19 protein-coding genes and 1 pseudogene are annotated in these 12,656 nt (G+C 45.2%); 12 read left to right on the top strand and 8 right to left on the bottom strand.

Translation table 11 applies throughout. The features are described 5' to 3' along the window. Window positions 1-88: pseudogene (locus tag BQ5809_RS10785) on the bottom strand (IS5/IS1182 family transposase); the annotation flags it as partial. 84 nt (window positions 89-172) lie between these two features. On the opposite strand from BQ5809_RS10785, the gene BQ5809_RS10995 reads away from it, so the two are divergent. Together BQ5809_RS10995 and BQ5809_RS06770 are read left to right on the top strand one after the other, a co-directional pair. Then, window positions 173-316, top strand: a complete 144-nt coding sequence (locus tag BQ5809_RS10995) for a hypothetical protein (protein WP_155114361.1) — start codon at window positions 173-175, stop codon at window positions 314-316. Between the two features lie 141 nt (window positions 317-457). Continuing rightward, on the top strand, window positions 458-799 hold the full coding sequence (locus BQ5809_RS06770) for a hypothetical protein (protein WP_003788880.1): 342 nt from the start codon (window positions 458-460) through the stop codon (window positions 797-799). Between the two features lie 56 nt (window positions 800-855). Here the strand turns inward: BQ5809_RS06770 and BQ5809_RS06765 are convergent, their stop codons facing one another. The 3 genes from BQ5809_RS06765 to lysS form a co-directional block, all read right to left on the bottom strand. After that, a complete protein-coding gene (locus tag BQ5809_RS06765; protein ID WP_003788882.1) occupies window positions 856-1,293 on the bottom strand; it encodes an ABZJ_00895 family protein in 438 nt (145 codons plus the stop codon). Continuing rightward, window positions 1,294-1,461 carry a hypothetical protein gene (locus BQ5809_RS10990; protein ID WP_155114362.1) on the bottom strand — a complete coding sequence of 56 codons (168 nt, stop codon included), beginning with the start codon at window positions 1,459-1,461 and terminating at the stop codon, window positions 1,294-1,296. Window positions 1,462-2,139: 678 nt separating this feature from the next. Beyond that, window positions 2,140-3,654 (bottom strand): lysine--tRNA ligase, encoded by a 1,515-nt coding sequence (gene lysS, locus BQ5809_RS06760; protein ID WP_003788886.1) that lies wholly within the window; start codon window positions 3,652-3,654, stop codon window positions 2,140-2,142. 480 nt (window positions 3,655-4,134) lie between these two features. On the opposite strand from lysS, the gene BQ5809_RS06755 reads away from it, so the two are divergent. From BQ5809_RS06755 to dnaQ, 8 genes are all read left to right on the top strand, one after another. Further along, window positions 4,135-4,503 (top strand): roadblock/LC7 domain-containing protein, encoded by a 369-nt coding sequence (locus BQ5809_RS06755; RefSeq protein ID WP_032827901.1) that lies wholly within the window; start codon window positions 4,135-4,137, stop codon window positions 4,501-4,503. Between the two features lie 15 nt (window positions 4,504-4,518). After that, the gene (locus BQ5809_RS06750) at window positions 4,519-5,016 is read left to right on the top strand and encodes a PAS domain-containing protein (protein ID WP_003788890.1); all 498 of its coding nucleotides are present in this window, start codon (window positions 4,519-4,521) and stop codon (window positions 5,014-5,016) included. 15 nt (window positions 5,017-5,031) lie between these two features. Further along, window positions 5,032-5,775: a PhnD/SsuA/transferrin family substrate-binding protein gene (locus BQ5809_RS06745; RefSeq protein ID WP_003788893.1), complete on the top strand. Its 744-nt coding sequence runs from the start codon at window positions 5,032-5,034 to the stop codon at window positions 5,773-5,775. Between the two features lie 140 nt (window positions 5,776-5,915). Beyond that, entirely contained in the window at window positions 5,916-6,185 is a 270-nt protein-coding gene (rpsO, locus tag BQ5809_RS06740; protein ID WP_003791601.1) for a 30S ribosomal protein S15, read from the top strand. A 173-nt stretch (window positions 6,186-6,358) separates the two neighbouring features. Further along, window positions 6,359-6,904 carry a glutathione peroxidase gene (locus BQ5809_RS06735; RefSeq protein ID WP_032827902.1) on the top strand — a complete coding sequence of 182 codons (546 nt, stop codon included), beginning with the start codon at window positions 6,359-6,361 and terminating at the stop codon, window positions 6,902-6,904. A gap of 142 nt (window positions 6,905-7,046) precedes the next feature. Then, window positions 7,047-7,784: a C40 family peptidase gene (locus BQ5809_RS06730; RefSeq protein WP_003788898.1), complete on the top strand. Its 738-nt coding sequence runs from the start codon at window positions 7,047-7,049 to the stop codon at window positions 7,782-7,784. Window positions 7,785-7,801: 17 nt separating this feature from the next. Next, window positions 7,802-8,014 (top strand): hypothetical protein, encoded by a 213-nt coding sequence (locus BQ5809_RS06725; RefSeq protein WP_003788900.1) that lies wholly within the window; start codon window positions 7,802-7,804, stop codon window positions 8,012-8,014. Window positions 8,015-8,031: 17 nt separating this feature from the next. After that, complete coding sequence (gene dnaQ / locus BQ5809_RS06720; RefSeq protein WP_003788901.1) at window positions 8,032-8,790, top strand: DNA polymerase III subunit epsilon; 759 nt, start codon at window positions 8,032-8,034, stop codon at window positions 8,788-8,790. Window positions 8,791-8,852: 62 nt separating this feature from the next. Here dnaQ and rplS read toward each other — a convergent pair whose 3' ends face one another. The 4 genes from rplS to rpsP are packed head-to-tail and all read right to left on the bottom strand — an operon-like array spanning window position 8,853 to window position 10,750. After that, complete coding sequence (gene rplS, locus BQ5809_RS06715; protein ID WP_003788904.1) at window positions 8,853-9,221, bottom strand: 50S ribosomal protein L19; 369 nt, start codon at window positions 9,219-9,221, stop codon at window positions 8,853-8,855. A gap of 27 nt (window positions 9,222-9,248) precedes the next feature. Then, the gene (gene trmD / locus BQ5809_RS06710; RefSeq protein ID WP_003788906.1) at window positions 9,249-9,989 is read right to left on the bottom strand and encodes a tRNA (guanosine(37)-N1)-methyltransferase TrmD; all 741 of its coding nucleotides are present in this window, start codon (window positions 9,987-9,989) and stop codon (window positions 9,249-9,251) included. Continuing rightward, entirely contained in the window at window positions 9,989-10,498 is a 510-nt protein-coding gene (rimM, locus tag BQ5809_RS06705) for a ribosome maturation factor RimM (RefSeq protein ID WP_003788908.1), read from the bottom strand. Before rimM ends, trmD begins: the two co-directional genes overlap by 1 nt. Before the next feature lie 3 nt (window positions 10,499-10,501). After that, window positions 10,502-10,750 (bottom strand): 30S ribosomal protein S16, encoded by a 249-nt coding sequence (rpsP, locus tag BQ5809_RS06700; protein WP_003788910.1) that lies wholly within the window; start codon window positions 10,748-10,750, stop codon window positions 10,502-10,504. 157 nt (window positions 10,751-10,907) lie between these two features. Here rpsP and alr point away from each other — a divergent pair, with 157 nt between their 5' ends. Both alr and hpaC read left to right on the top strand, forming a co-directional pair. Continuing rightward, window positions 10,908-11,975 carry an alanine racemase gene (gene alr, locus BQ5809_RS06695; protein ID WP_032827904.1) on the top strand — a complete coding sequence of 356 codons (1,068 nt, stop codon included), beginning with the start codon at window positions 10,908-10,910 and terminating at the stop codon, window positions 11,973-11,975. Between the two features lie 26 nt (window positions 11,976-12,001). Further along, window positions 12,002-12,484 carry a 4-hydroxyphenylacetate 3-monooxygenase, reductase component gene (gene hpaC, locus BQ5809_RS06690; protein WP_032827906.1) on the top strand — a complete coding sequence of 161 codons (483 nt, stop codon included), beginning with the start codon at window positions 12,002-12,004 and terminating at the stop codon, window positions 12,482-12,484. Window positions 12,485-12,656 lie beyond the last annotated feature (172 nt).

Genomic DNA, 12,656 nt, shown 5'->3' with positions numbered 1-12,656 from the left:
GTAAATTTTTCTTGCGATAAATGCCAAGCTGTTTCAAAATAGGTAACAGTCTTGACCATGTTTCATTTGTAAGCGTGTTTCGGGACATGGCAAAGGTTTAGGATGGTTGTGTGGAAACAATATCTTAAATCCTTTGCCTCTTCTTTTGAATTGTCAATAGCCCCTAAGCTGTTTGACCCTGCACACCAGCTTGGCGCAAACCGTGCAACACACACTAAACAACGGCTTAAACGTGATTATTGAAGAAGACCACCGCGCCCCAGTCGTCCACCTAGCTGTGATACAAAGTCGGCAGCATGGACGAGCAAGCAGGTAAAACAGGTTTGAGCCACGCGCTAGAACACATTTGCTGATTGTGGGCGATGTAGATTCCGCGCAAACACTCAAATGGGTGCAGTAATATTTTGGCAATTTAGCCAGCAAAAAGCAGCCTGCACGCTCCGACAACACGGAAATCATGCAGCGCGACACATCGCCCGTATCCATCACAGGCAAAACCAAACAGCCAATTATGATGCTCGCCTATCGCGTGCCACATTTACAGAAAATGGACGGCACCCTGCCCTACGCGCTAGACGTGTTAAGTACGGTGCTAGACGGACACAGTGCGGCACGGTTGAGCAAAAATTTGGTGCGCGGCAGCCTGATGGGAACGTTGCACAATATTGGTTTTTCGTATCGCGATGAAGCAGAAATCCGCCGCCGATTGAGCGAAATCACACCGCAACAAGTGCAGGCTGCCGCACAATTTTTGCAGCAGCAAAACGCGATTTATGTAGAAATGTTGCCAGAGAAATAATCTGCACACGAAAAGCAGCCTGCACTTTTTGTTGATTTAAAGTGCAGGCTGCTTTGTTATTTTTGCGCGATTTTTTTCGCTTCCGTTTTCGCCAAATAGCCAAACGCAAAAATTGCCGCGCCAAAATATGTCAGCGCGTACACCAGCAACAGCAACACAGCCAGCCACCACATTTCAGCGATAACTTTTGCCCATTGCCGTGCTTGGTCTATGCCGTGTGCATACGCATACGACAGCGCGAACACCACCGCTAACAACAAAATGCCCAACACCGCGCTCATGGTGCAACGTTTTGCCAAATAATATTGCTCTTGGCGCATGGGCGCACGGCGTTCTTTTTTGACGAAGTATAAGGCGGTAAACGAAACGGCAGCCAGCATCAACGCGCCAGCCGCCGCTTTGATATGAAAGATTTGTTGCAGCAATATGCCTGCCACAGAGCAAATCGCGTAACCCGATGAGAAATGGTTTAGATAGGGTTTTAGGTGGGGCATTTATTGTCCTTTTATAACCACTTTTTTAACCGTACCTGCTTGTTTACTGGCATCAAATGCTTGGCGCAAAACGTGCAGCGATTGGGCTTTTAAATCTTTGGCATTCGGGGCAATTTGAATAGCATGGGTATTGTATTGTTGTGAATTTTGCGATTGATTGTGCTTCATTTTTTTTAACCTCTTTGCAAAATAAAAAATTGAGTATTTTTCAACGACCAAGTTTGAAATTTTTCTAAATTTCCTTTTCTTTTATTATACATACGTGCATACATTCGCGCCAAAGATTTTGTTTCAGGAATAAAATAATAGATTTGCGCCGCATAATATTCCGAATGAATAGCAATAATTTCACTTAATTTTTGTTCTAATTCAACAATATTTTGACGTGTAAAAATTTGTCCATCGTTAGGCGTATCAAATATAGTGGATTAAATTCAAACCAGGACAAGGCGACAACGACCGCCGTGTACAGCTAGTACATAAGGGAGTTGGCAACGCTGTACTAGTTTGAATTTAATTCACTATAAATTAGGATAATCTTGCAAATCCCAATAATCTTCCCCAAAAAATTTCAATTGATAGCATGATGTTTTATTGATTTTATTGAGTTCATCATTTAACGATTGCGTTTCAGGAAATTGCTCAACAAATGCCGTAGCCAACGATTGACTACTCGCAAACATCACAATATATCACCGCCTTGACACCGAAAAACGGCACAATTGCCCCAAATATCGCCATTTTCAAAAATTTAAAATTCGTAATTTTGCATACCATTTCCCATAATTTGAAGCAGCCTGCACTTATTGATTTAAAGTGCAGGCTGCTTTTTATGATTACCAATATTTACTCTGGGCGCATTTGCGGGAACAACACCACATCACGAATTGTCTGCGCGTCCGTCAGCAACATCACCAAACGGTCAATGCCAATGCCGCAACCACCAGTCGGCGGCAAACCAAATTCCATTGCGCGAATATAATCCGCGTCAAAATGCATCGCTTCATCGTCGCCAGCGTCTTTTTGCGCCACTTGCGATTTGAAACGCGCCGCTTGGTCTTCAGGGTCGTTCAACTCCGAATAGCCATTCGCCAATTCACGTCCTACCACAAACAACTCAAAACGCTCCGTTAAATCCGATTTCGTGTCCGAAGCACGCGCCAATGGCGACACTTCCACAGGATAATCAATAATAAAAGTCGGATTCCACAACTTGCTTTCCGTGCAACCTTCAAACAACGCTAATTGCAGGCTGCCCAAACCGCTCGCGTGTGGCAAACTTTCACCGTGTTTCACGATTTCCTTTTTCAGCCATTCCGCATCATGCAGTTGCTCGTCCGTGTATTGCGGATTAAATTTTTTAATCGCTTGCAAAATGGTTAAGCGTTCAAATGGGCTTTCCAAATCCACTTCTTTACCGTTGTAAGTGATTTTTGCCGTACCGTTTACCGCGTGAGAAGCCGCGCGAATCACGCCTTCCGTCATTTCCATCATGCGCTCGTAATCGCAAAACGCTTCGTAAAATTCCATCATCGTAAATTCAGGATTGTGGCGCACCGACATACCTTCGTTACGGAAATTGCGGTTAATCTCAAACACGCGCTCCAAACCGCCCACCACCAAGCGTTTCAAATACAATTCAGGCGCGATGCGCAAATATAACGGCATATCCAACGCATTGTGATGTGTAACAAACGGTTTCGCCGTTGCGCCGCCAGGAATCGGGTGCATCATCGGCGTTTCCACTTCCAAATATTGCTCGTTTACCATGAAATTACGGATAGATTGAACAATCTGGCTACGTTTAATAAACGTGTCGCGGCTGTCGGGATTGGCAATCAAATCCACATAACGCTGGCGGTATTTCGTCTCTTGGTCGCTCAAACCGTGAAACTTGCTCGGCAATGGGCGCAGCGATTTCGTCAGCAAACGAATTTCCGATACGCGCACCGTCAATTCACCGTGATTGGTTTTGAACAACGTACCCACCGCGCCCACGATGTCGCCCATATCCCAATGATTGAACGCATCTAAAATGTCTTGGCTCACGCCTTTATTGTTTAAATACAACTGGATTTGACCGCTTACGTCCTGAATAGTCGCGAAGCTGGCTTTACCCATTTGGCGTTTCAACATCATGCGCCCAGCGATTTTGACTGGGATTTCTTGTGGGTCTAATTCTTCCTTACTCAACGCGCCGTATTTTTCGTGCAATTCACTGGCGAAGCTGTCGCGGCGGAAATCGTTGGGAAATGCCACACGTTGTTTGCGGATTTCATGCAATTTTTCGCGGCGAATGGCGATGATTTGGTTTTCGTCCAATTGTTCTTCAACTTGGGGGTTTGGGTTTTGGTCAGTCATGATAATTCTCTAATCGATAAAATAAAAAAGTGCAGGCTGCCTGCGCTGCAAAAAATGGGCGTATTTTACGCGGATTTACGCTATTTGAATATTGCCAAACGGTTTATTTCGCGCTTGCAAAAAAAATTCAGACTTGTCTAATCAAGATTTATTCTTATTTGATATACATCAAAATTAGGACAAAAATAAATCCCATAAATAAAAAAAGGTTTTAGACTATACAAAACCTTTATTATAATCGTGCCAGCTAATAGATTTATTAAATTATCTATATTTAATGAATGTATTGCACATATACCCCATATATCAGCATATGATTTTAATTGGCTATCCAGTTCAAATTAATATGTTTTTTTAGTTTGTATCATTTGATACGGAGAATGCAGGAGTCCATTTTCTGCATTCCTTTTTATAAGCTCTGCATCTCCATTTGGTGTGCAGGCTGCTTTTTTGATTTTTATGATAAGAGGTAAGCATAAAATGACACACCCCATTTTAGAGAATTTTTTGAATCAACTTCACGATAATACGCCAGATATTTTGGCATCTGCGATTGTATCGGTTGATGGCATTGCCCTTGCCTGGTTGCTCAATCGCCACACCAACCCAGACCGCGTGGGCGGTATGTCGGCAGCGTTGTTATCGTTGGGTTCGCGTGCTACCAAGGAATTGGAATGCGGTCGTCTAAAACAAGTAGTGGTTGAGGGCGATGATGGCTTCACTGTTTTGGTACAAGCAGGCGAACAAACCGTGTTGGTTGTGACTGCTCGCGCTGAAGCTAAATTAGGTTTAATTTTGCTGAACACGCGCGACACGGTTAAACAAATCAAACAACTGGGTCAATATTAAGAAGGAGGATACGTGATGAAAATAAATTCAATGACTCGTCCAACCGTATCACACAAAGAAGTGCAGGCTGCTTACTTTGACGGACAAGAACGTACCATTTATACAACCGACGAAGAAACCCATTTCCCAGACGGCTGTTTAATTACATCGCGTACCGATTTAGACGGCATCATCACCCATGCCAACAATGCTTTTGTGATTTTAAGTGGCTGGGAACGCGAAGAATTATTGGGGCAGCCACATTGCATTCTGCGCCACCCCGATATTCCAGCTGCCGCCTTTACCGATTTGTGGCAAACGGTTAAACGCGGCGAAAAATGGCACGGCTATGTTAAAAATCTGCGCAAAGACGGTGGATTTTATTGGGTTTATGCCACTGTCATCCCCAATATTCGCAACGGCGAAATTGTTGGCTACACATCGGTACGCCGCAAACCCAGTCGCCAAAAGGTTGAAGAAGCCGAAAAATTATATGCCACCCTACGCGCAGCCGAATTGGCAAACGCTCAATAAAAAGGATAATGCTTGATGATTCATTTTTTAATTGCGCCCGATTTTGCGCCCGAAAGCTTTGCAGGCTGGCATTTGCTCAACACCTTGTTGCAAAAAATTACCGATAATCCCATTCGCCTGATTACCCCCGCTGGGCATCGCGAGCAAATGGATATTCTGCGTAACCAAAAAGTAACCTTGATATATGCCAACCCATTTGATGCAGCTCAACTGGTGCGCGAACAAGGCTATTTACCACTGGTTAAACCCCGTGCCTACTCCGATGAAATGCTGATTACAAGCTATGCCGATAGCCCCTATCAACATTCAGACGAATTAAAAGCAGGCTGCAAAATTCTGGTTACCGAAAACCAAGACTTACGCCTACTGGGCTTACGTTTGTTAGAAAGTGCCAACTTAACCGAGCAAGATATTGAATGGATAGAAGTAGATACCTTTCAAGAAGCCGCCCGCCTCCTAATCAATCAAGAAGCCGATGCCGCGTTTTTCCTAGTCAGCACCTATCTGCACTTTATGCCAAATACGCGCCAACAAATGAAAACCCTCATGCAAAGTCGGATTGGCGATTTATGCCACGTCATTCTATTGCACCCAGACGATGCCGAATTGCATGATTTTTTCCGTGACACATTCATTCAAATCGGCAATACAGATGATGGCGAAAAAGTGTTGCAAGACCTAGATATGCGTGGATTTGATGCCGTATCGCAAGAAGACATAGAATTTATGATTGATTTAATGGAAACACTCAAAGATTAAGATTGCAAGCAGCCTGCACTTTTGGCATAATCCCCACTTCGCTCACTTTGGTGGGCGAAATTTTTGGAGTTTGTCTTGGTTGCATGCAGCTTGACAAACTTGTCCGCCGCAAGGCATTTTATTTTTAGGAAACATTCAAAATGGCATTAACCGTAGAACAAAAAGCGCAAATCGTCAAAGATTTCCAACGCAAAGAAGGCGATACTGGCTCATCAGAAGTACAAATCGCATTGTTAACTTTCCGTATCAACGACTTGACTCCACACTTTAAAGCAAACCCAAAAGACAAACACAGCCGTCGTGGTTTGTTGAAAATGGTGAGCGCACGTCGTCGTTTGTTGGCATACTTGCGCCGCACCGATGCAGAAACCTATCGCAATGTGATTACCCGTTTGGGCTTGCGTAAATAATCACACAGTGCAGGCTGCTTTTGAGCAAAACTCAAAGCAGCCTGCACTTTTACAGTGGATTAAATTTAGATTAGGACAAGGCGACAACGACCGCCGTGTACACCTAGTACATAAGGGAGTTGGCAACGCTGTACTAATCTAAATTTAATTCACTATATTCTATGGAGAAAATCATGACTCAATTATACGATTTCACTTTAAACACCGCGCAAGGAGAAGCCAAAAACTTGGGCGATTTTCGTGGCAAAGTTTTGTTGATTGTGAACACCGCCAGCAAATGTGGCTTAACCATTCAATACGAAGCCCTGCAACAAATGTACGCAAAATACCGCGAGCAAGGCTTGGAAATTTTAGACTTTCCTTGCAACCAATTCCTAAAACAAGCACCAGAAGATAGCCCAGAATACGAACGAGTGTGCAAACTCAAATTTGGTACAGAATTCACTATTTTTGAAAAAATCCACGTCAATGGCGCAGACACGCACCCTTTGTATGCCTATTTAAAACAACAACAACCCGAAGACATTAGCCGCGGACACGCATTCAAAGAATTGCTGCTCACGCTGGCATCGTTGGGCGAAAAACATGAAGGCGATGATATTAAATGGAATTTCACAAAATTTTTGGTTAATCGCCAAGGCGAAGTGGTGGCACGTTTTGCTCCCAGCATGACACCGCAAGAAATTGAAGCCGAAATGGTGGCTTTGTTGCAGGCATAAGCCATTATTTACAAACAATGTAAACACACCCTAATGTTTTTTAACACTTTCTTGCACCAAATCGGATAAAATACGCAGGCTGCGATTTTCGTTTATTGAATCAGAAAATCGCAGCCTATTTTATTTTTTTCGCCTATTTATCATGATTGATTTAAAAAGAATTTATCGATTTGCAGGCTGCTTTTTATTGGGGACATCGTTGTTTTCCCCAGCGCATGCAAATCCAGATGATGACCCACTCGGTCAATTTATCCAGCAAAAACAAGCAGAACAAAAAGCCGCTCAACCAGATAACACCGATGAGCTGGGGGATTTGATTCGACAACGTACTAATTCCAACGTGCGCGCACAACGCCCATCGGCTGCAACCGAGCAGCCTGCACCGCGTCATAATGCTGCCCCTGCTGCCACAGCAACCAACAATTCGCGTAATCGCCCTGCTGCACCAGCCACTCCTGCGCCCCAATCTAATAGCCACGGCGATGTGGACGATTTAATTTCCAGCGCAATGGGATTTTTGGGTGTCGCGTATCGTTTTGGTGGCACATCGCCCACAGGTTTTGATTGCAGCGGTTTTATGCAATACATTTTCCGCAAGGCTTTTGCCGTGAACTTGCCGCGCACATCTGCCGAACAAGCCACCATAGGCACACCTGTTAGCCGCAGTCAGCTACAACCTGGCGACATGGTATTTTTCCGCACCGCAGGCAGTCGCATTTCGCACGTTGGCATGTATATTGGCAACGACCGCTTTATTCACGCACCACGAACGGGCAAGAATATTGAAATCACCAGTCTATCCAGCCAATATTGGAGTACGCGCTACGCCACCGCTCGCCGTGTCAAACGCAATAACGCGCAAAATTTTATTCGTAATTAATTGGGAGACTTCGTTTTATGGCACAACCCGAAATGCCCAAATGGCACAGCGACGACGGCTCGCCCGTATCGTGTACCGAAAAAATCAAAGTCATGTCGCAAAACATGGAAGAGCTGTATCAAACCGCGCAAGATGCGTTTGAAGACGCGCTACTCATGGGGTGCAGCGAAACCCAGTTGCGTAAATATCTTATTGATTTAATTAAAAGTATAGAAAAACCCTATCGCTAAACGTGCAGGCTACTTTTATGACCGAAACCCCTATCCGCCAAATTATTTTGGATACCGAAACCACAGGCTTTGAACACAGTGCCGCCGAAAATCCCGACCGCATGATTGAATTTGCAGGTCTGGAAATGGTCAATCGCCAGTTCACTAAAAATAATCTGCATTTGTATATCCACCCACAACGGGACATCAACCCCGATGCGATTGCGGTACACGGCATCACGCTGGAAAAACTGGAAAGCGAAAACGCGCCTGTGTTTGCCGAAGTTGCGCAGCAAATTTTTGATTTTATCAAAGGCGCGGAGCTGATTATCCACAACGCTAAATTTGACGTAGGCTTTTTAGATGCCGAATTTGCGCGAGTGGGCTTGCCCAAAGTCAAAACCATTTGCACCGTAGTAGATACGCTAGAAATGGCACGCGACCGCTATCCTGGGCAAAAAAACAGCTTGGACGCATTGTGCAACCGCTTGGACGTGGACAGAAGTCGCCGCGTGCTGCACGGCGCATTGATTGACTGCGAATTGCTGGGCGAAGTGTATTTGGCGATGACACGCGGACAGTTTAGCCTAGATGCCGCGTTTGCCAGCGATGTTGCCGAATCCAGCGCATCGCCCGTTATCGCTACCACCGCCACGCTGTTGCCACGCCCCGAATATTTGAAAGTGCAGGCTGCTTCGCCCGAAGAATTAGCCGAACACGAAGAGTATTTAAATCAATTAGATAAAGCGGTAGATGGCAGTTGCATTTATCGTCAAACGGATTCAGTAAACGCGTAAACAAATAAAAAAGCAGCCTGCACTTCAAATAAAAGTGCAGGCTGCTTTTTGTATTGACTAAATTAACCTTGTTTACGAGCAGGCAATTTTTCTTTAATGCGAGCCGCTTTACCAGTCAAGCCACGCAAGTAGTACAATTTCGCACGGCGTACATCACCGCGACGTTTCACTTCAATTTTTTCCACACGTGGAGAATACAATGGGAATGTACGCTCAACGCCTTCGCCATTAGAAATTTTACGCACGATGAAATTGCTGTTCAAACCACGATTTTTGCGAGAAATCACAACGCCTTCATAAGCTTGCAAACGAGTACGGTTACCCTCAACCACACGCGCCCATACCACAACAGTATCGCCTGGTGCAAATTCAGGGATTTCTTTGTTCAAACGAGCGATTTCTTCTTGTTCCAAGATGTCAATCAAATTCATGTTACTTTTCCTTAATATAATATGGATTTACTCGTTGCTTTCAGCGCAAATTTTCGCTAAAAGGCGAGCTTCCTGTGGGATTAAATCACGCTTTTCCAGTAAATCTGGTCGGCGTAGTAAAGTGCGGCGCAACGATTGTTCCAATCGCCATTCCGCAATCAGCGCATGATTGCCCGATTTCAACACATCGGGAACAGCCATACCCTGAAATTCTGCTGGGCGCGTATAGTGTGGATAGTCCAACAAACCATCGGCAAACGAATCCCGCTCGGCAGAAACCATGTTGCCCAAAACATTCGGCACAAAACGCAAAACTGCGTCCATTAACATCATCGCAGGTAGCTCGCCACCTGACACGACAAAATCACCAATGCTGATTTCTTCATCAATGCACGACTGCAAAACACGCTCATCAACGCCTTCATACCGCCCACACAGCAAAATCAAATTATCCATTTGCGATAATTCAACCACCTTTTGATGGGTCAAAGGTGCGCCCTGCGGACTTAAATAAATGGTTTTCAGGCTGCCTGAAAGGTTTTGTTTTGCTGAATCAATGGCTTTGCACAATGGCTCTGCCATCATTACCATGCCCACGCCACCGCCAAACGGTCTATCATCAATATAGCCCAATTTGTTATCGGCAAATTGACGTGGATTGATGGCATTGAATCGCCAAATATTTTGCTGACACGCACGTCCTGTAACGCCAAATTCCGTAATGCTGCAAAACATTTCAGGAAACAGCGTAATGGCTTGAATAAACATCAGTAATCCAAACCCCAGTCCACCGTAATCACGCGCGTTTCTTTGTTGACATCATCAACAAAATGCGAAACGAACGGAATCAATTTCTCGCCATGTTCGCCACACACGATTAAGACATCGTGTGCGCCCGTTTCCATCAATTTCGCTACTTCGCCTAATGCGATGTTTTCACGATTCACGACTTGCATACCGACCAAATCTGCCCAGTAAAACTCGTCTTCTTCTGTTTCTGCAAATTCATCGCGTGAAACTTCAATTGTGTAACCGCGCATTAAAGCAGCTGCGTCGCGGTCGTTGATGTGAGTAAATTTGACTTGCAATTCATCGCCAGCCACTTTGCCAAATTCCACTTCGGCAATTTGCACATCTTTGCCTTTGACTAAACGCCATGTTGGGTAGTCCAACAGGCTATCGGCGTATTCGGTGCTGGCTTGGACTTTTACCCAGCCTTTTACGCCAAACGCGCCTTTGATGTAGCCCATGCCTACCCAGTTTTGAGTGTCGCTCATGGATTAAGCAGCAACTTTTTGCTCTGCTACCAATTTAGCAACGGCATCGCTCAACTGTGCGCCTTGGCTAACCCAGTGGTTCAAGCGGTCAGCAGCGATGCGTACACGTTCTTGTTTTTCGTTGGCAACTGGGTTGTAGAAGCCAACACGTTCAATGAAACGACCATCGCGACGGCTACGGCTATCAGCTACGATGATGTTGTAAAAAGGGCGTTTTTTAGAGCCACCACGGGCTAAACGAATCACTACCATGTTAAAATTTCCTTAAATTTGAAAAATGTACGAATACAGAAAACCGCGTATTTTAGTGGGTTTTATGCTGTTTAGGCAAGTGTTTTATTTATTCTTTTTGCGGTTCAATCGCTATATAATACGCCTTTTCAACAAAGCAGCCTGCACGGAGACAACAATGCGCCCTTTGGTTTGTGAAATTCGTTTGGAACATTTGCGCCACAATTATCGTATTTTAAAAGAAAAACATGGTGGCAAATTATTGGCAGTGGTCAAAGCCAATGCCTATGGACACGGTGCGGTGCGCTGTGCGTTGGCGTTGCACGATATTGCCGATGGCTTTGCGGTGGCGTTTTTGGAAGAGGCAATTGAGCTGCGCGAAAACGGCATCACCAAGCCGATTGTGTTACTGGAAGGGGCGTTTGACGCGCAAGAATACCACTTGATTGAGCAATGGAATTTGTGGACGGTGGTACATAATCAAGTGCAACTGGAAGATTTATTGGCACACGATTGGAAACAGTCTGCAACGGTGTGGCTAAAAATGGACAGCGGTATGCATCGCGCTGGCTTTTTCCCACACCATTATGCGGCGGCATATACCGCGTTATCGCAAAGCAACAAAGTCGGCAAAATCGTGAAAATGAGCCATTTTGCCTGCGCCGATGACGCGGAACGCGGCATGACCGAAATACAAATAGAAGCGTTTGATTTGGCGTGCGCGGATTTGGCTGGCGAAAGCAGTTTGGCAAATTCGGCGGCGATTTTAGCGTATCCCGAAGCACATCGTGATTGGGGACGTGCTGGCATTGCGTTGTATGGCATTTCGCCGTTTACCGACCGTGCAGGCTGCTTTGATGCCGATTTGAAGCCCGTGATGCGTTTGGTTAGCAAAGTGTTTGCCGAGCGCGTGTTGCAACCGCATGAACCCATTGGCTATGGCGCGACTTTTTATACCAAGCGTTCTACGCGTGTGGGCGTGGTGGCGTGTGGTTATGCCGATGGCTATCCGCGTGCAACTGCCAACGATACGCCTGTGGCGATTAACGGCATTCGTTCGCGCTTGATTGGGCGCGTATCGATGGACATGATAACGGTGGAATTGACCGATTCGCACGCAGGTTTGGGCAGCGAAGTGGAATTATTTGGCGATGTGGTTAATGTGAACGAAGTGGCGCGAGCAGCTGGCACGATTAGCTACGAAATCACTTGCAACATCAAACGAGCGACGCGCGTTTATCGATAAAAAAGCAGCCTGCACATAATAACAATATGATTTTAAAAACTATACAACAAAACTTTCGTGAAGCCATGTCGTTTTGCGCGGCGGGCGTTCATGTGATTACCACAGACGGCAAAGCGGGGCGATATGGTATTACCATGACCGCCGTTACGTCGATTACCGACACGCCGCCGACTATGGTTTTGTGCGTCAATCAAAAAACCAGTATTTATCCCATTTTGCTGGAAAACGAATATTTGTGCGTGAATGTGTTGGCAAAATATCAACAAGATGTTGCCGAACATTTTGCAGGCATGACCAAGCTCACGCCAGCCGAGCGGTTTGAGCAGCATATTTGGCATCGCGGCAAAACAGGGCAACTGCAAATTGAAGGTGCATTGGCACATTTACACGGACACATTGTGGAGCATCATGTGATGGGAACGCATGGTGTGTTTTATATTCACTTAGACGAGATTTTACATCACGATGAAGCCGAGCCGTTGTTGTATTTTCGGCGACAGTTTGGGTAAGGCAAAATAAAATGCAGGCTGCTTTTTCCATACAAAGCAGCCTGCATTTTTTTCGTTTTATCTTGTTACGCAACAAATATGCAGATAGCAAGCAAAACCTCCTGCGAATATAGATTATTAGCAGGAGGTTTGTAATAAAGAGTTTGGCGATGACCTACTTTCGCATAGGGAC

Source organism: Kingella kingae ATCC 23330, from assembly GCF_900111845.1.
Taxonomy (GTDB): domain Bacteria; phylum Pseudomonadota; class Gammaproteobacteria; order Burkholderiales; family Neisseriaceae; genus Kingella; species Kingella kingae.
This window is presented reverse-complemented; position numbering and strand designations above follow the sequence as displayed.